Annotated in this window: 19 protein-coding genes; 15 read left to right on the top strand and 4 right to left on the bottom strand. The window is 69.3% G+C overall.

Annotated features, from left to right (window positions below):
- Positions 1-25 precede the first annotated feature (25 nt).
- The 7 genes from KTR9_RS16300 (at position 26) to KTR9_RS16265 (ending at position 8,754) form a co-directional block, all read left to right on the top strand.
- The gene (locus tag KTR9_RS16300) at positions 26-778 is read left to right on the top strand and encodes a YggS family pyridoxal phosphate-dependent enzyme (RefSeq protein WP_014927287.1); all 753 of its coding nucleotides are present in this window, start codon (positions 26-28) and stop codon (positions 776-778) included.
- A gap of 113 nt (positions 779-891) precedes the next feature.
- Entirely contained in the window at positions 892-1,599 is a 708-nt protein-coding gene (locus tag KTR9_RS16295) for a cell division protein SepF (protein WP_010843670.1), read from the top strand.
- A gap of 56 nt (positions 1,600-1,655) precedes the next feature.
- The gene (locus KTR9_RS16290; RefSeq protein WP_014927286.1) at positions 1,656-1,997 is read left to right on the top strand and encodes a YggT family protein; all 342 of its coding nucleotides are present in this window, start codon (positions 1,656-1,658) and stop codon (positions 1,995-1,997) included.
- Between the two features lie 325 nt (positions 1,998-2,322).
- Positions 2,323-3,150 (top strand): DivIVA-like cell division protein Wag31, encoded by an 828-nt coding sequence (gene wag31 / locus KTR9_RS16285; RefSeq protein ID WP_014927285.1) that lies wholly within the window; start codon positions 2,323-2,325, stop codon positions 3,148-3,150.
- 33 nt (positions 3,151-3,183) lie between these two features.
- Positions 3,184-4,134 (top strand): hypothetical protein, encoded by a 951-nt coding sequence (locus KTR9_RS16280; protein ID WP_044506911.1) that lies wholly within the window; start codon positions 3,184-3,186, stop codon positions 4,132-4,134.
- Positions 4,135-4,487: 353 nt separating this feature from the next.
- The gene (gene ileS, locus KTR9_RS16270) at positions 4,488-7,631 is read left to right on the top strand and encodes an isoleucine--tRNA ligase (RefSeq protein WP_443134923.1); all 3,144 of its coding nucleotides are present in this window, start codon (positions 4,488-4,490) and stop codon (positions 7,629-7,631) included.
- A gap of 223 nt (positions 7,632-7,854) precedes the next feature.
- Positions 7,855-8,754, top strand: a complete 900-nt coding sequence (locus KTR9_RS16265; protein WP_014927282.1) for an RNA polymerase sigma24 factor — start codon at positions 7,855-7,857, stop codon at positions 8,752-8,754.
- 4 nt (positions 8,755-8,758) lie between these two features.
- On the opposite strand, the gene KTR9_RS16260 is transcribed toward KTR9_RS16265, so the two are convergent.
- Positions 8,759-9,451 (bottom strand): TetR/AcrR family transcriptional regulator, encoded by a 693-nt coding sequence (locus tag KTR9_RS16260; RefSeq protein ID WP_014927281.1) that lies wholly within the window; start codon positions 9,449-9,451, stop codon positions 8,759-8,761.
- Positions 9,452-9,568: 117 nt separating this feature from the next.
- On the opposite strand from KTR9_RS16260, the gene KTR9_RS16255 reads away from it, so the two are divergent.
- The gene (locus KTR9_RS16255; protein ID WP_010843677.1) at positions 9,569-10,024 is read left to right on the top strand and encodes a nitroreductase family deazaflavin-dependent oxidoreductase; all 456 of its coding nucleotides are present in this window, start codon (positions 9,569-9,571) and stop codon (positions 10,022-10,024) included.
- Positions 10,025-10,139: 115 nt separating this feature from the next.
- The gene (locus KTR9_RS16250; protein ID WP_148281296.1) at positions 10,140-11,615 is read left to right on the top strand and encodes a DNA polymerase IV; all 1,476 of its coding nucleotides are present in this window, start codon (positions 10,140-10,142) and stop codon (positions 11,613-11,615) included.
- A 36-nt stretch (positions 11,616-11,651) separates the two neighbouring features.
- Here the strand turns inward: KTR9_RS16250 and KTR9_RS16245 are convergent, their stop codons facing one another.
- Positions 11,652-12,635: an asparaginase gene (locus KTR9_RS16245; RefSeq protein WP_010843679.1), complete on the bottom strand. Its 984-nt coding sequence runs from the start codon at positions 12,633-12,635 to the stop codon at positions 11,652-11,654.
- Positions 12,636-12,916: 281 nt separating this feature from the next.
- Here KTR9_RS16245 and KTR9_RS16235 point away from each other — a divergent pair, with 281 nt between their 5' ends.
- Positions 12,917-13,396: a hypothetical protein gene (locus KTR9_RS16235; RefSeq protein ID WP_193363197.1), complete on the top strand. Its 480-nt coding sequence runs from the start codon at positions 12,917-12,919 to the stop codon at positions 13,394-13,396.
- A gap of 123 nt (positions 13,397-13,519) precedes the next feature.
- Here KTR9_RS16235 and KTR9_RS16230 read toward each other — a convergent pair whose 3' ends face one another.
- Positions 13,520-14,467 (bottom strand): hypothetical protein, encoded by a 948-nt coding sequence (locus KTR9_RS16230; protein WP_010843682.1) that lies wholly within the window; start codon positions 14,465-14,467, stop codon positions 13,520-13,522.
- 40 nt (positions 14,468-14,507) lie between these two features.
- Between KTR9_RS16230 and lspA the strand changes: the two genes are divergently transcribed.
- The 5 genes from lspA (at position 14,508) to KTR9_RS16205 (ending at position 21,887) form a co-directional block, all read left to right on the top strand.
- Entirely contained in the window at positions 14,508-15,161 is a 654-nt protein-coding gene (lspA, locus tag KTR9_RS16225; protein WP_238553895.1) for a signal peptidase II, read from the top strand.
- Positions 15,154-16,080: an RluA family pseudouridine synthase gene (locus KTR9_RS16220; protein WP_014927278.1), complete on the top strand. Its 927-nt coding sequence runs from the start codon at positions 15,154-15,156 to the stop codon at positions 16,078-16,080. Before lspA ends, KTR9_RS16220 begins: the two co-directional genes overlap by 8 nt.
- 77 nt (positions 16,081-16,157) lie before the next feature.
- Positions 16,158-17,723 carry a serine/threonine-protein kinase gene (locus KTR9_RS16215; protein WP_014927277.1) on the top strand — a complete coding sequence of 522 codons (1,566 nt, stop codon included), beginning with the start codon at positions 16,158-16,160 and terminating at the stop codon, positions 17,721-17,723.
- Between the two features lie 219 nt (positions 17,724-17,942).
- Positions 17,943-21,485 (top strand): DNA polymerase III subunit alpha, encoded by a 3,543-nt coding sequence (gene dnaE, locus KTR9_RS16210; RefSeq protein WP_014927276.1) that lies wholly within the window; start codon positions 17,943-17,945, stop codon positions 21,483-21,485.
- Positions 21,486-21,617: 132 nt separating this feature from the next.
- Positions 21,618-21,887 carry a hypothetical protein gene (locus tag KTR9_RS16205; RefSeq protein ID WP_044506900.1) on the top strand — a complete coding sequence of 90 codons (270 nt, stop codon included), beginning with the start codon at positions 21,618-21,620 and terminating at the stop codon, positions 21,885-21,887.
- Here the strand turns inward: KTR9_RS16205 and KTR9_RS16200 are convergent.
- Positions 21,830-22,816, bottom strand: a complete 987-nt coding sequence (locus KTR9_RS16200; protein ID WP_014927275.1) for an SMP-30/gluconolactonase/LRE family protein — start codon at positions 22,814-22,816, stop codon at positions 21,830-21,832. The two genes, KTR9_RS16205 and KTR9_RS16200, sit on opposite strands and share 58 nt — an antisense overlap.
- Positions 22,817-22,934: the final 118 nt, after the last annotated feature.

Below are 22,934 nucleotides of genomic sequence, written 5' to 3'. Positions count from 1 at the left end.
CCCCAGAGGCGAGAAGGATGGGGACATGACCGGGTCATCTGATACGCGCACCGTCGAACTGGGGGACCGGCTGGCGGCCGTACGCCGCCGCCTCGAGGCCGCGGTCGAGGCCGCCCAGCGTCCGGCCGGATCGTGCGAACTCCTCGTGGTGACGAAGTTCTTTCCCGCGGACGACGTCCGCAGGCTGCTCCAGCTCGGGGAACGTGCCTTCGGGGAGTCGCGCGAGCCCGAAGCGGGACGGAAGGTGGCCGACGTGCTCGGCGACTGGGAGTCGCCGGACCCCGGCGACGTCCCCGTCTTCGACATGATCGGCTCGGTGCAGTCCAAGAAGGCACGGTCGGTTGCGCGGTGGGCGCGCACGGTGCACTCGGTCGACCGTCCGAAGGTCGTCGAGGCCCTCGACCGCGCCGCCGCCGCCGCGCTGGACGACGGCGACCGGGCCGACCCGCTGGGCATTTTGCTCCAGGTCAGCCTCGACGGCGATCCGCACCGCGGCGGCGTCGTCGAGGACGACCTGACACGTCTGGCCGAGCAGGTCGTCGACGCGGAGCCGCTCCGGCTGCGCGGGCTCATGGTCATCGCGCCGCTACACGGCGAGCCCGAGCACTGGATGGCCGAGACGGCGCGGATCCACGCCGCGTTCCGGGGTCGGTTCGACGACGCCGCGGAACTGTCCGCGGGCATGTCCGGTGACATGGAAGCGGCGATTGCCGCGGGCTCGACATGCGTGCGTGTCGGAACCGCGATCATGGGCGAGCGGCCGCTAGTCTCTCAGTAATCACATTGGTAACACCAGAACCAAGTGACTCAAGAACCGCAAAGAACTCACTGACCACAGATGCACCACCCGGCACGGCAGAAACCGGCGTCGCACTACCAGAGAGGCCGTCAATGACCACGATGCAGAAGTTCAAGGCTTACTTCGGCATGGTGCCGCCCAGCGAATACGAGGACGACTACCTCGAGGAGTCGGCCCCGCCGCTGCGTGAGCGGTCTCGTGAGCGTGCCTACCGCGACGACTACTACGGGGACTCGTCCTACGATCCCGGCTACGAGCCGTCGTTCCGTGATGCCGGCTACCGCGAGGAAATGGCATACCGCGACGAGCTGGCCGACCGCCACTACGACGCCGGCTTCGACCTCGCCGCGGAGTACGCCTACGCCGCCCCGCGCGCGGCCGGCGACGGCCCGATGCGGGCGCCCGCTCGTCTCGAACCCCTGCAGCGCTCGTCGAGCGCGTCCCTGCGCGCCGCCACCGCACCGCGTTCGATGGGTGCCGACCCACGCGTCGAGCTCGAGCGCGTCTTCGCCGACAGCCCCCTGCAGAAGATCACGACCCTCCGACCGTCGGACTACGGCGAGGCGCGGACCATCGGCGAGCGGTTCCGCGACGGCAACCCGGTCATCATGGATCTCGTCGACATGAGCAACGACGACGCCAAGCGCCTCGTCGACTTCGCCGCCGGCCTCGCGTTCGCCCTGCGCGGGTCGTTCGACAAGGTCGCCACGAAGGTCTTCCTGCTGTCGCCCGCCGACGTCGACGTGTCGCCGGAAGACCGCCGCAAGATCGCCGAGACGGGCTTCTACAACCACGCCTGACCGGCGACGGGTACCTCGGTTCGCCGTCGCCCGTCATGTTCAGGCACTCTTGACGCGTGGCTGCGATTCTGTTGAGCGTCTTGTACTACATCCTGCTGATCTTCTGGTTGCTCCTCCTCGGCCGGCTGGTCGTCGAACTGGTCCGCACCTTCGCTCGCGAATGGCGTCCGACCGGCGCGGCGGTCGTCGTCATCGAGATGGTCTTCACCGTGACCGATCCCCCGATCAAGGCCCTGCGTCGCGTCCTCCCGCCGATTCCACTCGGTCCCATCCGGCTGGACCTGTCGTTGATGATCGTGATGCTCGTCGTGATCATCGGCATGAACATCGTGAACGGTCTGCGCGCCGACGCACTGGCCGATTCGCTGGCGATCGCCGCACATCTCATCCGATCCTGATCTCGTCCCGTCCTATCCACACTGCGACGGTCACCGGGGCTCGTCGCCCGCGAGTGGCGCCCCGGTCCGGCGGCGGGTACCCCGCGTTACCGAGATGGTCTACCGTTGTAAGTCATCTTCGGATGACTGTTTCATTTCAACAGCGCATCGCAGAGATGCAACCAACGGTTCGCGTGTGACAGGATTGGACGCCAGTTACAATTTTTGACTGGTATGAATAGTTAGTGACAACCTGTATTGGTCGAACGACTCACCGTCGCGCGATCCGGGTTGGACGGCCCGCCAACTGAACACAAGTTCACCACCAGACACGAGGGGAACCGACATGCGGCTGACTCCAGCTGATGTGCACAACGTCGCGTTCAGCAAACCGCCCATCGGTAAGCGCGGTTACAACGAGGATGAGGTCGATCAGTTCCTCGACTTCGTCGAAGCCGAGCTCGCCCGGCTGATCGAGGAGAACACCGACCTCAAGCAGCGCGTCGAGGAGCTCGAGGGTGAGCTCGCCGACGCCCGCTCCGGTGCCGGCTCGTCGGCGGACGACCGAACGCAGATGTTCGCCAAGCCCGCGGCGGCACCCGAGCCTCCCGCCCCGGCCCCGACGCCGGCCCCGACGCCGGCCCCGCAGCCGACCAACGACGATGCGAACGTGCGCGCGGCGCGCGTGCTGGCCCTGGCCCAGGACACCGCGGACCGTCTGACCGGGAGCGCCCGCGCGGACGCCGACGCGATGCTGTCCGATGCTCAGACCCGCGCCGACACGCTGGTCTCCGAGGCGCAGACCAAGTCCGACGCCATGCTCGCCGATGCCCGCCAGCGGTCGGAGGCCATCCTCGCCGACGCGCAGACGCGGTCGGAGGCGCAGCTGCGCCAGGCGCAGGAACGTGCGGACGCGCTGCAGAGCGACGCCGAGCGCAAGCACAGCGAGATCATGGGCACCATCAACCAGCAGCGGGGCGTTCTCGAGGGCCGGATCGAACAGCTCAAGACCTTCGAGCGCGAGTACCGCACGCGTCTGAAGACCTACCTCGAATCGCAGCTCGAAGAACTCCAGCAGCGCGGCAGTGCGGCTCCCGTCGAGGGTGGCCGGCCCGATCAATCGTTCTCCAACGATCCGGGTAATGGTGGATTCAGCAGCTACTCACCCAGCTGACCTGGGCGAACCGGTGCGCACTAGGCTGGTGATGTGCTGACCTTGGCCCTGGCCGCGACCCTTCTGGGGTTCGTGCTGCTCATCCTCGGCCTCATCACCGGGACCGTGTGGCTCGCGGTGGCCTGCATCGTGGTCTGTCTCGTCGGCCTCGGTTTCCTGCTGGTGGATGTGTTCGCCGGTCGTAAGGGCGATGCGGGCCGGTCACTCGAGGACATGGTCCCGGGTGCCGGTCGTGACACGCCCGACGAAGGTTCGGCGAAAGCCGCCTCCCAGGACTCCTCGGTCCGAGCCGAGAACGGGTCGGCCGAGGGCTCTGCCGATGCGCCCACCCGCCGGTACTCCGTGCCCGACCCCGCCGCATCGGACGATTCCGAGACCGTGGCGTACCGGCCCGGCTCGTTCGAGCCGGGGATGGCGGCGCCGGAGGGTTCCGCGCCCCCGAATCGCCCCGCCCCCGAACGTCGCGAGGGCAACCTGGAGGACTATCTGCGCTCGGTCGGCGTAGACGCCCCGAGTGCGGGCGCCCCGACACACAGCGGAGCCCCTGAAGGTGTCGCAGCCCCGGGTGGACGCCCCGATCCGCGGGGCCGGCCCACTCCGCAGCCCTACGGTTCTCCACCACCCGGCGGGGTTCCGCAACGGCAGCATCCCGGAGTCGATCAGCCTGCGTGGACGCAGCAGCGTCGCGCGCCGGGACAGTTCGGGCCGCCGCCCGACCCCCGAGAATCCGGCCAGTCGCAGTCGCCACGTCAGCCCGGTCGACCGGCGGTGTCGGGACAACGCCCGCCGGCCGCGCCGTCACCGGGTCGAGGCCCGTTCGATCCGGCGCAGTCAGGGTGGGTCGGAGAGGACGTGCCCGGCGGTGACGCCGCCGGACCGGACGACTGGGCAACTTCTTCCGAACACCCCGACGATTCCGCGTCGCGCCGTCGGCGAGCGGATTTCGATCCGCTTGATCCGAATTGGCACCCACCGCCCGACTGATCGGTCGGGTTGCGCATCCCGGTGCTCGGGTAACCCCCTGGCTCCATCGGACGGGTCGTCGCTACACTGGTTGACGCGTTGATCCGGCCATCACCGGGGAGCACCCGGAAGAACAGGCCCTCGGGTCCTCAGTAGAACCGGGCGGGCGCGGCCCGTCACAGCCGCAGGATCGTCCGGTCACCCACCGTGGCGGTTCGTCGAGTGGCGCCGGATCCCCGGCGCAAGCGGGGTGGTACCGCGCAGTCCTCCGGAATGCGTCCCCGTGCCGATGAGACATCACCAGGCACGAGGAGACCAGCGTGAGCGACGCGACCGACCCCACCCAGAACGCACGGGTGTACCCGAAGGTCGACATGACCGGGGGCACCGGGCGCAGCGCCCCCGACTTCCCGTCCGTGGAACAGCGGGTGCTGCAGTACTGGGACTCTGATTCGACCTTCGCCGCGTCGATCGAGAATCGAGCCGACGCCGAGGAATTCGTCTTCTACGACGGCCCGCCGTTCGCGAACGGACTGCCGCACTACGGTCATCTGCTGACCGGGTACGTCAAGGATCTGGTGCCGCGGTACCAGACCATGCGCGGCAAGAAGGTGGACCGTCGATTCGGCTGGGACACACACGGTCTGCCCGCCGAACTGGAGGCCGAACGCCAGCTCGGGATCACCGACAAGTCGGAGATCGAGAAGATGGGCATGGCCAAGTTCAACGAGTACTGCCGTGACTCGGTGCTGCGGTACACCGGGGAGTGGCGTGACTACGTGACCCGGCAGGCCCGCTGGGTCGACTTCGACAACGACTACAAGACCCTCGATCTCGACTTCATGGAGTCGGTGATGTGGGCGTTCAAGGCGCTCTACGACAAGGGGCTCATCTACCAGGGTTATCGGGTGCTGCCGTACAGCTGGTACGAGCAGACGCCGCTGTCGAACCAGGAGTCCAAGCTCGATGACGCCTACCGGATGCGGCAGGACCCGGCGGTCACCGTCACGATGCCGCTCTCGGTGCCCGACGGTCCGCTCTCGACGCTGGACGGTGTCAACGCGCTCATCTGGACGACGACGCCGTGGACCCTGCCGTCCAACCTCGCCATCGCCGTCAACCCCGACGTCACGTACGTGCACGTCAGGGCCGGTGACGGTCAGGAGTATCTTCTCGCTGAGGCGCTGCTCGGGGCGTACGCGAAGGAGATCGTCGACCCGGAGGTGCTCGGCACCCACCGCGGCGTGGAACTGAAGGACCTGTCCTACACACCGCCCTTCGATTTCTTTGCCGGACACCCGAACTCGCACCGGGTGCTGCTGGGCGACTACGTGACCACCGACAGCGGCACTGGAATCGTCCATCTCGCACCGGCTTTCGGTGAGGAGGACATGGACCTCGCGACCGCCAACGGCATCGAGGTGGTGCAGCCGCTCGATCCGGGCGGACGTTTCACCGCGCAGGTCCAGCCCTACGAGGGGTTGATGGTCTTCGACGCCAACCCGGTGATCATCAAGGATCTCAAAGAAACCGGGCGCATCCTCCGCCACGAGACCATCGAGCACTCCTACCCGCACTCGTGGCGGTCGGGCCAGCCGCTCATCTACATGGCGGTGCCGTCCTGGTTCGTCGCGGTGACGCAGTTCCGCGACCGCATGGTCGAGCTGAACAAGCAGATCGTCTGGGTGCCCGAACACATCCGGGACGGACAGTTCGGCAAGTGGCTCGAGGGCGCGCGGGACTGGAACATCAGCCGCAACCGTTACTGGGGTGCGCCCCTTCCGGTGTGGGTCTCGGACGACCCCGAGTTCCCGCGTATCGACGTCTACGGTTCGCTCGACGACCTCGAACGCGACTTCGGGGTACGGCCGGACAATCTGCACCGCCCGTTCATCGACGAGCTCACCCGCCCGAATCCCGATGACCCGAGCGGGAAGTCGACGATGCGGCGCGTGCCCGAGGTCCTCGACTGCTGGTTCGAATCGGGCTCGATGCCCTTTGCGCAGGTGCACTATCCCTTCGAGAACCGCGACTGGTTCGACGGGGGAGACTCCGCCCATGCCCCGGCACACAATCCGGGCGACTTCATCGTCGAGTACAACGGCCAGACCCGCGGCTGGTTCTACACGCTCCACGTCCTGGCCACCGCCCTGTTCGACCGCCCGGCGTTCAAGACGGTCGCCGCGCACGGGATCGTGCTCGGTGACGACGGCCAGAAGATGTCCAAGTCGAAGCGCAATTACCCCGACGTGAACGAGGTCTTCGACCGCGACGGTTCGGATGCGATGAGGTGGTTCCTCATGGCCTCGCCGATCCTGCGCGGAGGCAACCTCGTCGTGACGGAGCGAGGCATCCGCGAGGGGGTCCGTCAGGCGCTCCTGCCACTGTGGAACGCCTACAGCTTCCTGCAGCTGTATGCCGAGCGGCCGGCGACCTGGCGGACGAACTCGGAGCATGTGCTGGATCGCTACATCCTGGCGAAGCTGGCGACGACCCGTGACTCGATGACCGAGGCCCTCGACATCTACGACATCGCGGGGGCGTGCGACGCCTTCCGCGAGTTCGTCGAGTCGCTCACCAACTGGTACGTGCGACGTTCGCGGGCGCGCTTCTGGGCCGGTCAGGACGAGGACACCGACGCGTTCGACACCCTGTACACCGTGCTCGAGGTGGCCTGCCGGCTCGCCTCGCCGTTGCTCCCGCTGGCGACCGAGGCCATCTGGCGCGGTCTCACCGGCGAGCGCTCGGTGCACCTGACGGACTGGCCGACGAGCGACGAGCTCCCGGCCGATGCCGACCTGGTCACCGCGATGGACCAGGTCCAGGCGGTGTGCTCGACGGCGTCGAGTGTCCGCAAGGCCAACAGGCTGCGGGTGCGACTGCCGCTGCCGGGCCTGACGGTCGCCTCGCCCACAGCGGGGTCGCTGGAGCCGTTCGTCGACCTGATCAAGGACGAGATGAACGTCAAGACCGTGACTCTCGCCGCCGACGCCAGTGAGTACGGACGCTACGAGATCGCGGTCAACGCCCGCGCCGCCGGACCGCGCCTCGGCAAGGACGTGCAGCGCGCGATCAAGGCGGTGAAGTCGGGGAACTGGACGGTGGGCGACGGTGCCGACGGGTCCGAGGTGGTGGTCGCCGACGGCGTCGAGCTACGCGAGGGCGAGTTCACCCGCCGCCTGGTGGCCGTCGAACCCGATTCCACCGCGGAGCTGCCGGGTGGGAACGGTCTGGTCGTCCTGGACACGACGGTCACGCCCGAACTCGAGGCCGAGGGCTGGGCCAAGGACCGGGTCCGCGAGCTGCAGGACGCCCGCCGCACTCTGGGACTCGACGTCTCCGACCGGATCGCGGTGCGCTTCGTCGTGCCCGCCGAGCGTCTCGAGTGGGCGCGGACGCACGCCGACCTGATCGCCGGCGAGGTGCTCGCGGTGCGATTCGATGTCACCGGCGACGGTGACGCGGGCAGCATCGAGCTCGGTGACGGCGTGACGGCCGACGTCACGAAGGCGGGCTGACGGGTCCGCCGCGCGCTGGCCTCGACGATCGCGTGACCGCGCCGGGAACGGGACGAGATCTCGCTTTCGGCCATGCGATGTCGAGATGTCGCTGTACGGTGTGGACCGTTGCCTCGCGGCGCCACCGCGGTCCCCATCGCAGTGGCGGCGAACCGATCCGTTGGCGTCGGTCCGGTTGCCGCGGCGCGTTCCCCGGTCATCGATGAGAGGTTCAGCACCACACATGAGCGGCACCGACGCGGAGCGGCGGGTCGCTCGTCCCGACCCGCTGCGGCCACTGCTGTTCACCGTGGCCTACGAGATCCTGGGTTCGGCCACCACGGCCGATGCCATCGTCGACCGGGATCTCCGGTGCGAGCCGGCGGTGTCCACGCCTCGCGATGACCGGCGCTCCCGGATCGGAGCAGTGGCCCGGCAGTCGCTCGACGCCCTGCAGTCGCGCCAGAGTGCGGAGGGGCAGTACGTGGGACCGTGGCTGCCCGAACCGATCCGGCTGGACGGCGACGACCTGACGGGCGACCCGATTCTCGCCGAGTCGATCGCCACGGCCACCCTGGTCCTCCTCGAATCCCTTGCGCCCGTCGACCGTACGGTGCACGTGTTGGGTGATGTGTTCGGCGTCGGCGCTGCGGAGATCGGGACGATCCTGTCGCGGCCCGCGGGTGAGATACAGCAGGCCGCGCTTCGCGCCCGATCCCACGTCGAGGCGCACCGTCCCGCGTTCGAGCCGGTGGACAGCGCTCGCACCGTGGAGTTCGTCGACGAGTTCCTGGCCATCGCCGAATCGGGTGACCTCGGCACCCTGATGACTGTGCTCGCGCCGGAGGTGGTGTTCACCGCTGACAGCGACGGCAAGGTGGTCGCGGTCCGCCAACCGGTCCACGGCGCTCGCGATGTGGCACGCGCGATGTCGGGGTTCGCGCGGATCGGTGGGGTCTTCGAGGACTATCGCGCTGAGGCGTCGGTGTTCAACAGTCAGCCGGGGATCGCGGTCTACTACGACGGTCGGTTGCAGACCGTGTTGACGCTGCGCCTGGCCGGGGGTCTCGTCGACCACGTCTACGTGATGCGCAACCCCGACAAGCTCGTCGGGGTGGAGCGTCTCCGGTCCGTGGCCCGGTGAGATCTCAGGCGAAGAGCGTCGACAACGTCAGGTCGATCTGGGAGCGGAAGAGCGCTTCGGGGTGTGCGAAGGTGTCGGTCCCGTACTGGCCGAAGGTCTCCAGGCTGATCGCGCCGACGAGCACCGCCCACAGCGTGGTGGCCGCGGCGAGGACCGCGGCCGGCGTGTCGAGGTCGAACTCGTCCCGGATGGCCGCCATGTCCGCGGAGACCTCCGCTGTCGGGGCGGGCAGATCGGGACGCAACAGTCCTTCGTGATGGGCGGCGGCGCACTCGCGGAGGAGCCGGACGGGGACACGTGTGCCGGGGCCGATGGTCCGCTCGCCGGGGGCGGAGTAGCCGGGCACCGGACTTCCGTAGATCAGGGCCCATCGGGCGGGGTCGGCCAGCGCCCAGTTCCTCGCCGCGGCGGCCGCGGCGGCCAGCCGGTCGCGCCGGTGGGAGGCATCGACGGCGTCGGCCGCCGCATCGACCGCATCCGCGACGTCGGTGTAGGCCTCGACGAGGAGCATGGTCAGCAATTCGTCGCGGCTCGGGACGTAGCGGTACACCGCCGAGGAGACGATCCCGAGGTCGCGCGCGATCGCGCGCAGTGAGAGCCCGGCCGCCCCGTAGGTGGTCAGGTGTTCTCGTCCCAGCCGACGGATCTCGTCGGTCATCATCGCGCGGTTCTCCGCGCGGTTCCGTCCGGTGGCCATGCCGACGATCCTGCCACAAAACGAGAGCGGTGCTCTTGATTTTGCGCGGCCACGCCCGCATACTTGCAACGAGAGCACTGCTCTCGAATGTCACAACACCTCGACGAAAGGCCGGCCGTGACCGCGACTTCCCACTACAGGGCCCCGAGCGGATTCGATGCCGCGTTCAACCGCGTGGTCCGCTGGCTCGCCGACCGTGGGGTCAATCTGGCCGGGGCGCAGACGCTCACCGTCGTCGGTCGGCGGACCGGCACGCCACAGCGGGTGCCCGTCAACGTGCTGCGACTCGACGGGGCGGAGTATCTCGTCGCCGTCCGCGGCGAGACGCAGTGGGTGCGGAACGCGCGCGCGGCCGGGACCGTCGAACTGCGCCGTGGGCGTCGCCGCACCGTGGTCACGCTCACCGAACTCGACCCCGGGCGTCGCCCGCCGGTCATCCGGGACTACCTGCGACGCTGGGGTTGGGAGGTCGCCCGATTCCTGCCCGCGGGTCTCGAGGTCACCTCGTCGGACGAGGAACTCGCCGCGCACGCCGCCCTGATCCCCGTCTTCACCGTCACCCCAGCTCACTAGACTCGGTGAGGTGTCACGTCTCGAGTCCGATCCGCCGCAACCGGGCGGTGCGGTGTCGGGACACCCCCTGGCTGCGGTGTCGGGCCAGGGATCGGAGCGGAGTCCGCGCTGGGTGATGCACCTCGACATGGACGCGTTCTTCGCCTCCGTCGAGCAGCTCACCCGGCCGACGCTGCGCGGCCGTCCCGTCCTCGTCGGCGGGTCCGGCGGACGCGGGGTGGTCGCCGGGGCCAGCTACGAGGCCCGCGTGTTCGGAGCCGGCTCGGCGATGCCGATGCACCAGGCGCGCCGGCTCATCGGACCCACCGGTGTGGTGATCCCGCCGCGCGGATCGGTGTACAGCGTGGTCAGCAAACGTGTCTTCGCCATTGTGCGCGACGAGGTTCCGATCATCGAGACGCTGTCGTTCGACGAGGCGTTCGGCGAACCGGCGGAGCTCGCGGGCGCGACCGTCGACGAGGCCCGCGATTTCGCCGAGAGGCTCCGCTCCCGAATACGCAGGGAGGTCGGACTCGCCGCGTCTGTCGGACTCGGCAGTGGCAAGCAACTGGCGAAGATCGCCTCGGGGATGGCCAAACCCGATGGGGTGATGGTGATCCCGCCGTCCGGTCAGCTGGACTTCCTGCATTCGCTCCCGGTTCGCAAGTTGTGGGGCATCGGACCGGTGTCGGGCGATCGGCTGGCGCGCCTGGGAATCGCGACCATCGGTGACCTCGCGGCGATGTCGCCGGTCGAGGTGGCCTCCGTGCTCGGCGGCACCGTCGGACCCGCCCTGCATCGTCTCGCCCACGGCATCGACGACCGTCCCGTCGCCGAACGCGCCTCCGCGAAGCAGATCAGCGCCGAGTCGACCTTCGCCGAGGACATCGTCGAACTCGACGCGCTCCGTCCCGCCATCCGCAAAGCCGCGACCGACGCTCACCGCCGGCTGCGGGCAGACGGTCGGGGTGCGCGCACCGTCGTGCTGAAACTGAAGAGATCCGACATGTCGATCCTGACGCGCTCGGCGACGACCGCCGCGGCCACCACCGACTTCGACGACCTCGAGCGGACGGCGCAGCGACTCGCGCTCGATCCGCGGTCGATCGGGGCCATTCGCCTTGTCGGCGTGAGCTTCTCGGGACTGACCGCGGTACAGCAGTATGCCCTGTTCGACGACGTCGGTGGGGAGGATGTGAGCGATGTCCAGACCACCCACCACGACACCGCCGACGGTGTGACGGACACCGGTGACGGGGTCGCGGTGCCGGTGCAGGTGGACGCGGCCGACGCGGCGCCGACCGAGCCGCGAGCCGACGGTGCCGTCGTGCCGCCCGCCGACCAGACGACGGATGCGTCCTCCGCACTCCCGCGGTTCGCGCCGGGTGGCAGTTCGATGCCCGCCGGACGCTTCGGGCCCGGGGCCGATGTGACCCATCCCGACCACGGGCACGGCTGGGTCCAGGGCAGCGGGCACGGCGTCGTCACCGTCCGGTTCGAGACACGGACGAGCGGGCCCGGACGCACGCGTACCTTCGCGGTCGACGACCCCGACCTCCGTCCGGCGGATCCGCTCGACAGCCTCGAATGGGATCTTCCCGACCGCGACTGACCGGCGATCCGCGCGCGACGGGCCCGGCCGTGTTCCTCAGTGGTGTTGTGCGAGAAAGTAATCTGTGATCGCGCCGTGGTCGTGACCGGAGGTCAGCAGGGCGATCAGGGCCATGCGCGCCTGCGGGGCGCGCAACCAGGGGGACACGATCGCCCCGGCCCGACCCAGATCGACGGCGCCGCCGCCTCCGCCGTAGGTCGCCGACACCTCGCCGTACGGGACACGGCTCGTCACGACGACGGTCACCCCGCGCTGCACGGCGAGTGCCACCTCCGCGGTGATGTCGGGGTGCGTGTTCCCGGAACCGGTGGCCGCCAGGACCAGACCCGCGGCGTTCTGGGCGACGGACGCGGCGATGAGGCCCGGCGACACGCCCGGATACAGGGTGAAGGCGTCGACCCGTGCCGCCCGCCCCGGCGGCACCGGTCCGGTCAGCACCCGTCGCGGCACCGGCGGGCCGTCCGCGCGATCGACACCCCACACGGTGTCGAAGGCGGCGAGGTCGGTGGTGGAGACCTTGAACAGGCCGCAGGCAGGGAGAAGCCGGCCGCCCATCGCCACGAGCACCCCACGACCGCGGGCGGCCGGGTCGTCGATCGCGGCCAGCGCGGCGGTGAGATTCGACGGACCGTCGGCCGCCGGGGAGTCCGAGGGCAGCATGGCGCCGGTGAACACGACCGGCCGTTCGTCGGCCGCGTACAGGTCGGCGAGGAAGGCCGTCTCCTCCATCGTGTCGGTCCCGTGAGTGACCACCACGCCGCGGACGGCGGGGTCGGCGAGCGCGTCGGCGATCGCGCGGACCACGGCGAACTGGTCGGCGACGGTCATCGCCGAGCTGTCCACCGACATCAGATCGACGGTACGGATCGCCGGCCCGGTGGCGGGCGTCCCGGTGGAGGTGAGGAGATCGGCGGACCCGAGTGCGGGGACCGCGCCGTCGGCGGTGGTGTGGGCGGCGATGGTGCCTCCGGTGCTGATCAGCACGATGGCGGAGGTGCCGGGGGGAGGGGTGCCTGTCATGGTGCCCAAGGGTCACCGGAACCCGGCCGGGCCGTCAAGCGTTGCCGGCTCGGCGACGCCCCCGCGGGCCGGATCGTCGTCGCGTGTCGACGGCACCGGGGACCCCCGGTCCTCGTTGTTTGGCATAGTGGTGTGGGCCGTCGCCGGGTCGTACCCGGCAGACACGTCCGGCATCGCGGTACGAGAGCGCCCACCGGCGCACCCCATGCCCGAGATCACAGTGAGGGAGATCGTTGAAGTATCGGAAATTTCTTGGCGCGACCATGATCGCGGCAGCGTTGATGACCACCGTCGCGGCCTGCGGGGGCGACGACGCCGACGCGCCGCCCGCACCGACGCTCACCAGCACCGACACCGCCGCTGCCGGCGGGGATGGCTCCGAGATCACCGACGGCAGCAACCCGCCGTCGATCGCAGCCCTCAACGAGCTGGTCGACAAGGCGGTCGACCCGAACATCCCGCGGGCGGAGAAGGTCGAGCTCGTCGAGGGCTCGGAGAAGGACCCGGCGATCTTCGACGAACTGGTCAAGGCGCGTGCCGAGAACTCCGACGTCGACTGGGTCCTGGTCAACCCCGTGATCAGCGCCGGCCCCAACAAGGCGCGCGTCAAGGTCCGGATCGAGACCGCGGGCAACCCGCCGACCAACGCCGAGTCGACCATCGTCTACGACGACGGACGCTGGAAGCTCTCGAACGAGACCGTGTGCAACCTGCTCGGCCTGTATCAGGTCGAGAGCGCCATGTGCGCGCCCGCGAGCTGACCACCATCCGCCTCGCCACCGAGTAGGCGGCGTCGGCGACGGGGCCTTCCGGCCCTCTCTCGCACAGCAAGATCCGCGGCCCCGGGTCGCCGACCGATGTCGGCGGCCCGGGGCCGTCGGCGTTCAGCGCCAGGCCACCGACAGCCCGGTCTGCTGCAACAGCGGACGGCCCGGGTCCGCTCCGACCAGCTCTCGGGCCCCGCGGTAGGTGGCCTCGCCGGCCACCGGCAGCCCGCGCGTCAGATCGATGGTGACCGTCCCCTCGCCGGAGTAGCTGTAGCGGCTGATGGTGAGACTGTCACCGCCGCCGGGGATCGCGAACACCGAGTTCACCGGGGTCTCCTCGGCTGTGTAGTCGATGGTGAGCCGGTTGCCGTCCCATGCGGTGAGTCGTGCCTCGATCGTCTGGGTGACGGTCGCGGCGGACGCGATGACCCGTTCGCTCCGCCACGTCGCGCCCACCGCGACCGGCTCGGTCGGCAGGACCACCGCAGTGTTGAACGCCGAGACCAGCGCCTGCTCGACCGCAAGACGCGCCTCACCCCCCGCCGACTCCGGCGGTGCGATCCGCAGGGACACCGGCGCGTACCCCGGGCCGAGCGTGAGCCCCGCCTTCGCGCCGGCCACCGCCGCCAACGCATCGTTCAGCGTCGGGTCCGGTGACGTGACGGTGCCGAGTTCGAGTTCGAGGTCGGCGACATCGGTACAGCCGAAGCGCGCCGCGAGGGGCATTTCGACGGTCTGGGCGTCCGCGCTGCCCGGTGATGCGACCTCCGACGTCGTCACCAGCGTCACCGACTGGGCGGCCGTGACGTCCGGTGCGGTCGTGGGCACCCGGCGCTCACCGGCGCCCGCGTCGACGATCGTCACCGTCGCCGGCGCGATCGGGACCGGCGCCGCACCGGCCGCACGGGACGGCGAGTCGGCGCTACAGCCCGCCGGCGTGCTCGACGCCGCGGCCCCGGCGGTCTCGTCGGCGTCCGACGAGCACCCTGCGACCAGTACCGACAACGCGGTGGCCGCCGCGATCGACGAGACGACGGACCGGAGGCGACGGGGATGCGGGGACACGGGTAGCCAGGGTATTCGACGAGTCGTGGACAATGATCCTGTGGATGACCAACCCCTGACGGATCGAGAGCACGTGGACCCGCACGGAAGTGTCGAACCCGGGGCAGACCGCGGACCCGACGACGACACGTCCGTACGCGGGAACGGCCGCCGGCTGCCGACGGTGACCATCGCGGTGCTCGGCGTCGCACTCCTCATCCTGGGCCTGGACCAGCTGACGAAGACGATCGCGGTCGCCACGCTGGATCCGGCGCGCCCGGTGGAGATCATCGGCGACTTCGTGACCCTGCGTCTCATCCGCAACAGCGGGGCGGCCTTCTCGCTCGCGACCGGGTACACCTGGGTGCTCTCGATCATCGCCCTCGTGGTCGTCCTCGTGATCATCCGCTACAGCAGCCGACTGCGGTCCTGGTGGTGGGTGGCCGGTCTGGCACTCGTGCTCGGCGGCGCCATCGGGAATCTGATGGACCGCATCTTCCGGGCACCGCAACCCTTCCAGGGACACGTGGTCGACTTCGTGTCCGTGGGATGGTGGCCGGTGTTCAACGTCGCCGACTCCGCCGTGGTGTGCGGCGCGATCCTGCTCGTCGTGCTCTCGGCGCTCGGCTTCGACTATGACGGCAGCCGTACCGGGTGGGCCGCACGGCACGACCGGCGCGATCCCGCCGACACCGAGGACGGCGCTCATGCGTGAATCGCGTTTCCTACCGGTGCCCGACGGTCTCGACGGGATGCGGGTGGACGCCGGCGTCTCGCGGATGCTCGGGCTGTCGCGCACCGTCGTCGCCACCCTCGCCGAGGACGGCGACGTGATCGTCGACGGCGTGGCGGTGGGGAAGTCCCACAAGCTCGCCGCGGGCACGATGCTGCACGTGACTCTGCCCGAGCCGGCGGAACCGCTGCGTATCGAGCCGACGCCGGTGGAGGACCTCGAGGTCATCTACCACGACTCCGACATCGTCGTCGTCGACAAGCCGGTGGGGGTGGCCGCTCATCCGTCCGTCGGCTGGAGCGGGCCGACGGTCATCGGGGCGCTCGCGGCAGCGGGTTTCCGGATCTCGACCTCGGGCGCCCACGAACGCCAGGGCATCGTCCACCGTCTGGACGTCGGTACCTCGGGAGTCATGGTCGTCGCGGTGTCCGAGCGGGCGTACACGCTGCTCAAGCGTGCGTTCAAACAGCGGACCGTGGACAAGGGCTACCACGCCCTGGTCCAGGGGCACCTCGACCCGCCGTCGGGGACGATCGACGCCCCGATCGGCCGTCACCGCGGCAACGACTGGAAGTTCGCGGTCACCGCGAACGGCAAACCGAGCGTCACCCACTACGACACCCTGGAGATGTTCGCGTCGGCGTCGCTGCTCGACGTGCACCTCGAAACGGGTCGTACGCACCAGATCCGGGTTCACTTCTCGGCCCTGCATCATCCGTGTTGCGGTGATCCGACGTACGGTGCCGATCCGGTCCTGGCCAAGAAGCTGGGTCTCGAACGTCAGTGGCTGCACGCGCGGTCGCTGGGGTTCGCCCATCCCGCCGACGGCCGGCAGGTGGAGTTCACCTCGTCGTACCCGGAGGACCTGCAGCACGCGCTCGACGTCCTGCGGTCGACCTGATCTGCCACGAGCCGACCAGGCCGTTCGATCGGCCGCTTGTGGGCGACATCCCCGCCGAACTCGCCTAGATTGAGGGGGTGCTCGAGCCGGGAACACTCGTGGCCGGGTACCGCGTCGACCGGGTACTCGGGAGCGGAGGCATGGGCGCCGTCTTCCTCGCCCGGCACCCCGAACTGCCCCGGTACGACGCCCTGAAGGTGCTCAAGGCCTCGGCCGGACTCACCGACAGCAATTTCCGTCGGCGGTTCCTGCGCGAGGCGGAGGTCGCGGCCACGCTCGACCACCCCAACATCGTCACCGTCTTCAACCGCGGACGCGCCAGTGTGCCGATCCCGTCGAGGTCGGACGCCTCGACGTCGTCGTCCTCGAATCCTGTTGCGTCGAATCCCGTTGCGTCGGAACGCGGGGAGGCCGACCTACTGTGGATCGCCATGCAGTACGTCCCGGGGACCGATTGTGCGCGAGAACTCGCCGGACGCGGTCGGTTCGCCCCGCGGCGCGTGGTGCACATCGTGTCGGAGGTGGCGCGGGGGATCGACCACGCCAATCGGCGCGGACTCCTCCATCGCGATGTGAAGCCCGCCAACATCCTGCTCGCCGAGGTCGACGAGGACTCGTCGTTCGACGAGCAGCGGGTCCTGCTGACGGATTTCGGGGTCGCCAAGCTCTCCGACGAGACCGAGGCGCTCACCTCGGTCGGCACGGTCCTCGCCACGCTGTCCTACGCCTCGCCCGAGCAGCTGACGGGTCGTCGACTCGACGGCCGGACCGATCAGTACTCGCTGGCGGCCACCGCGTTTCACCTGCTGACCGGGCGCGTGCCCTTCGATGATCGCGACAACGGCGCGGTCATCGGGGCTCACCTGAAAGAGCCGGTGCCGCGGGTGTCCGACCTCGTACCCGGGCTCCCGGCCGAGGCCGACTCCGTCATCGCCCGGGCGATGGCGAAGACGCCCGACGACCGCTTCGCCAGCTGTCGGGAGTTCGCCGACGCCCTGGCGAGGAGCCTGCGGAGCGTGCGGCCTAGGTCGGTCGCCGACCTCGATGCGGAGACGATCCGGGGGATTCCCGGTCAGGTGGCCGGCCGCGCCGCTCCCGGCCCGCGGCCCGCGCCGGAGATGCCCGTACGGCCCGGTCGGCCGACCCCGCCGCCCGCCGGACGTCCCCCGGCCGGCGACCGGGCGCCCACCGAACGTCGCCCGCCCCGGCCCGGTCGCCCCGCGAATCCGGACCCGGCACACCAGGCGACGCAGCGAGCGACCCCGGCGCGGGCGACGCCGCCGGGCAGGCCCTCGGATCGGGGTGCGGCTCGTTCGGACCGGGCGGTGCAGCCGGGACCGGGGTCGCGGCCGACGACCGGCGCCGATCCGGCGGTGTGGCAGCATCCGCCGTCGAACCCCTTCCGGCAGAGCAACGACCACCTGCGGCCCGACGGCACCCCGCCGGCGCAGCCCGGTGCGCCGCGCGGTCCGGGCCTCGCGGCCCAGCCGGGTGCGCTCCGTGGCCCGGTACCCCGGGGCCCCGCCGGGCCGGTCGGTTCGCCCGGATCGGGACGTCCCGCGGCCAACCGGCTGCCCGTGGCGCTGGCGATCATCGCGGTGGTGTTGCTCATCGCGATCGTCGTCGTGTTCCTGGCGCTGTGAACCGGTGGCCGGCGCCGCCGTGGTACCACAGTTGTCCCATGCGTCACGACCCGGAGTGGCACCCCGGAGGTGTCGGTACACGCGCCTAGAGTGGACCCGGAATCGGACCCGGCACACCGAGCGTCATCGGAGACCCTCCCGTGCCCGACGGCCACCGATCGAACCGACATCTGACGACTGAACCGACATCTACAGACTGATCTCGACAGAAGAGGCGCCGTGACGGACTCGTTTGTACACCTGCACAACCACACCGAGTACTCCATGCTCGACGGTGCGGCGAAGGTGTCCCCGTTGTTCGCCGAGGCCAGACGCCTGGGGATGACCGCGATCGGTATGACCGACCACGGGAACATGTTCGGCGCCAGCGAGTTCTACAACACCGCGGTCAAGAACGACATCAAGCCGATCATCGGCATCGAGGCCTACATCGCACCCGGTTCGCGCTTCGACACCAAACGAATCCAGTGGGGTACGCGCGAGCAGAAGAGCGACGACGTCTCCGGCTCGGGTGCGTACACGCACATGACCATGGTCGCGGAGAACGCGACCGGCCTGCGCAACCTGTTCAAGCTGTCGTCGCTGGCGTCGATCGAGGGGCAACTCGGCAAGTGGTCGCGGATGGACGTGGACCTGATCGCCGAGCACGCCGAGGGGATCATCGCGACCACGGGGTGCCCGTCCGGTGAGGTGCAGACGCGTCTGCGGCTCGGCCACGATCGCGAGGCACTCGAGGCCGCGGCGAAGTGGCAGGAGATCTTCGGCAAGGACAACTTCTACCTCGAGTTGATGGAGCATGGACTCGAGATCGAGCGGCGCGTGCGCGACGGTCTGCTCGAGATCGGCCGCAAGCTGGGCATCAAGCCGATCGTCACCAACGACTGCCACTACGTGACCAAGGAGCACGCCGCCGCGCACGAGGCGCTGCTGTGCGTGCAGACCGGCAAGACCCTCTCCGACCCGACCCGGTTCAAGTTCGACGGCGACGGTTACTACCTGAAGTCCGCGGCCGAGATGCGCGAGCAGTGGGATTCGATCGTGCCGGGGGCGTGTGACAACACCCTCGAGATCGGCGAGCGCGTCCAGTCCTACAAAGAGGTCTTCACCCACCGCGACCGGATGCCGGTCTTCCCGGTGCCCGACGGCGAGACCCAGCAGACCTTCCTGCGCAAGGAGGTCGCGAAGGGCCTCGCGGAGCGTCGCTTCGCCGGCACCGAGGTGCCCGAGGAATACCTGCGCCGCGCCAACTACGAGCTCGACGTCATCATCCAGATGGGGTTCCCGGCCTACTTCCTCGTCGTCGGCGACCTCATCCGCCACGCTCTCGAGGTCGGCATCCGGGTGGGGCCGGGCCGTGGCTCGGCGGCCGGCTCCCTCGTGGCCTGGGCGCTGGGCATCACCAACATCGACCCGATCCCGCATGGGCTGCTCTTCGAGCGATTCCTCAACCCCGAGCGCGTGTCGATGCCCGACATCGACATCGACTTCGACGATCGTCGTCGAGGCGAGATGGTGCGGTACGCGACCGACCGGTGGGGCAGCGACAAGGTGGCCCAGGTCATCACCTTCGGAACCATCAAGACGAAGGCCGCGATCAAGGACTCGGCGCGCGTCCAGTTCGGTCAGCCCGGGTTCGCCATCGCCGACCGCATCACCAAGGCTCTCCCGCCGCCCATCATGGCCAAGGACATCCCGGTCTGGGGCATCACCGATCCTGAACACGAGCGGTTCGGCGAGGCCGCCGAGGTCCGGACGCTGATCGAGACCGACCCGGACGTCAAGAAGATCTACGACACCGCGATCGGGCTCGAGGGACTGATCCGCAACGCGGGCGTGCACGCCTGTGCGGTGATCATGTCGTCAGAACCCCTCACCGACGCGATCCCGGTGTGGAAGCGTGCGCAGGACGGCGCGATCATCACCGGCTGGGACTATCCGTCGTGTGAGGCCATCGGCCTGCTCAAGATGGATTTCCTCGGGCTGCGCAACCTCACCGTCATCGGTGACGCCCTGGAGAACATCAAACTGAACCGGGGCATCGACCTCGACCTCGACGCACTTCCGCTCGAGGACCCCAAGACCTACGAGTTGCTCGCGCGCGGTGACACCCTGGGCGTGTTCCAGCTCGACGGCGCGGCCATGCGCGACCTGCTGAAGATGATGCAGCCCACCGGGTTCGAGGACATCGTCGCAGTTCTCGCGCTGTACCGTCCGGGTCCGATGGGTGTGAACGCCCACACCGACTACGCCAAGCGCAAGAACGGTCTGCAGGACATCCGGCCGATCCATCCGGAGCTGGAGGAACCGCTCAAGGAGATCCTGTCGGAGACCTACGGCCTGATCGTCTACCAAGAGCAGATCATGCAGATCGCGCAGAAGGTCGCCGGGTACTCGCTCGGACAGGCCGATCTGCTGCGTCGCGCGATGGGCAAGAAGAAGAAGGAGATCCTCGACGAGGCCTACGACGGCTTCGCGGAGGGCATGCGCACCAACGGCTTCTCGCAGGCCGCGATCACCGCGCTGTGGGACACCGTCCTGCCGTTCGCCGGCTACGCGTTCAACAAGTCGCACGCCGCGGGCTACGGACTGGTGTCGTTCTGGACCGCCTACCTCAAGGCGAACTACCCCGCCGAGTACATGGCCGGGCTGCTGACCTCGGTCGGCGACGACAAGGACAAGGCGGCGATCTATCTCGCCGACTGCCGCAAGCTCGGGATCACCGTGCTACCGCCCGATGTCAACGAGTCGCAGCGGAACTTCGCCGCGGTCGGCAAGGACATCCGGTTCGGTCTGGCGGCGATCCGCAACGTCGGGTCCGGGGTCGTCGGGTCGATCATCTCGGCGCGCGAGGAGAAGGGGAAGTTCACCAACTTCTCCGACTATCTCGGCAAGATCGACGTGACAGCCTGCAGCAAGAAGGTGACCGAGTCGCTGATCAAGGCGGGGGCGTTCGACTCCCTCGGACATCCGCGAAAGGGCCTGTTCCTCGTGCACGGCGAGGCCGTCGAATCGGTCATCGGCACCAAGAAGGCCGAGGCGATCGGACAGTTCGACCTCTTCGGCGATGCCGGTGGAGCCGACGACTCGATGGCCGAGGTGTTCGCGGTCAAGGTGCCCGAGGAGGAGTGGGACACCAAGCACAAGCTCGCCATCGAACGAGAGATGTTGGGGCTCTACGTGTCCGGCCACCCGTTGAGCGGCGTCGAACATGCGATCGCCGCGCACACCGACACGTCGATCTCGACCCTGCTCGAGGGGAACGTCGCCGACGGCGCCCAGATCACCATCGGCGGCATCATCTCGTCGGTGACGCGACGGGTGAACAAGAAGGGCGAACCGTGGGCCGCGGTCACCCTCGAGGACATGGTCGGCGGTGTCGAGGTCTACTTCTTCCCGCGCGCCTACACCGCATACGGGATGGACATCGTCGCCGACAACATCGTCCTGATCAAGGCGCGCGTGAACCTGCGTGACGACAGCATGATGATCAGCGCGAACGACCTCGCGGTGCCGGACCTGGAAACCGCCGGGGCGACGAAACCCGTTGCCCTCACCTTGTCGGCGCGCCTGTGCACCCCTGATCGCGTGGCCGCCCTCAAGCAGGTGCTGACCCGGCATCCCGGCATGGCCGACGTGCACGTCACCCTGGTCAGTGACAAGCGGCAGACCCAGCTGAAACTGACCGAATCGCTCCGCGTCGCGCCGAGCTCGGCGCTGATGGGGGACCTCAAGGCACTCCTCGGACCCAGCTGTCTGAGCTGAGATGAGGGCGCCCTGGGTGCGCGACTTCCCGTCGCCGTGACCGAGGATTCGGGTCGCCGAACATTTTGCTTCGTCTTCCGCTACACTCGACGACACGTCCGGTGCATGCGAGCAGTGAGGGAGTGATTCGAGATGGCGACCCTGATCGATGTCGACCCGCGCCATCGCGCGCCGCGGGCATCCCGCACCGTCGATGTCCTCGGCGTGCTGTGGCCCGCACACAAGGTCCACGCACTCGTCGCGGCCGCGGCGGTCGCGCTGGTGAGTGTCCTGCTCATCGGGTCGCTCGAGGTGACCGCGTGGGTGAGCGGGCTGACCCTGCTCGCCGTGTGGTGGGGTGAGCGCTACCTGCCCGGGACGGCAGCCGTCGCTCCGGCGTCGAATCCGCCCGGGATCTCATAGATACGCCCGTCGAATCCGGCGCGGAACAATCGTCCCGCCGAGAATCCGCGGTTCCCCCGTCCGTACGACAGGACACTCGAGGTCGGTAGTCCGGCCGCCAGCACGCAATAGCTGCCCGGCGAGGTGACCCGCACGATCTCGCCCGTCGCGTTGAACGGCACGATCGGACGGTCGCGCGAATCCAGGGTCAGTCCGTCCGGAGTCGACGGCGCGCCCACGGTGAGCAGATTCTGCACGACCCGCGGGTTCGCGGTGGAGATCCGGCTGACACCCGGGTTCACGAAGGTCCTCGACACGTAGAGCCACCCGTCGCCGCGACCGAGGACCGCCCCGTTGGCGCTCGGCAGTGCTCCCCAGGCCCCCTGCACGGCACCGTTCGGGCTCACCCGCCCGATGAGATTGCCGAAGTCGTTGGTGGCGTACACGTTTCCGCGGGCCGACACATCCATCCCGTTGGCCGCCGAGAGTCCCGACACCCAGGGGCGCAGCGCGCGGGTGTTGACGTCGAGGCGGGCGATGGACGCGTGCCGCAGCGCGTCGCCGACGAAGACCCGCGGGTCCGCGCCGTACCCGACCAGCAGGGTGCCGCCGGGGGTCCATGCCAGCGCACCCGCTCCGCTACCCCCCGGCACGCGTGCGATCGGAACGGCAGGTGCTCCCGGTCCGGCGAGGCGGTACACGCGACCGGAGATGAGGTCGGTGGTGTAGAGGCGACCGCCCGCGTCGACGGTCAGACCTTCGAGCGCCGCACCGGGGACCGAGCCGACGAGTCGCGCCGGCTGGCCGGCGCCCGCACACACCGGGGCGGCCGCGGCCGGGGCGGGATCCACGGCGGCTGCGAGGCCGACCGCCAATGCGGCGGCCGCACCGAGTGCGGCCAGCCGCGACAGGCGACGCGGGCGAGGTGCGAGAGTTCGACGAGTGATCATGGCTGCTCCCTGGTGGGTGGGACTGGGTCGCCGTCGGTGGTCGCGAATGGGACGGCCGTGGGGGAGATACCCGCCCGGGCCGCGTTCACACGCACCGTCCAGTGTTACGCCACCGAGC

This window comes from Gordonia sp. KTR9 (assembly GCF_000143885.2).
GTDB lineage: Bacteria > Actinomycetota > Actinomycetes > Mycobacteriales > Mycobacteriaceae > Gordonia.
Note: the sequence above shows the minus strand (reverse complement) of the source record. Positions and strands in the feature narration are given on the sequence as shown.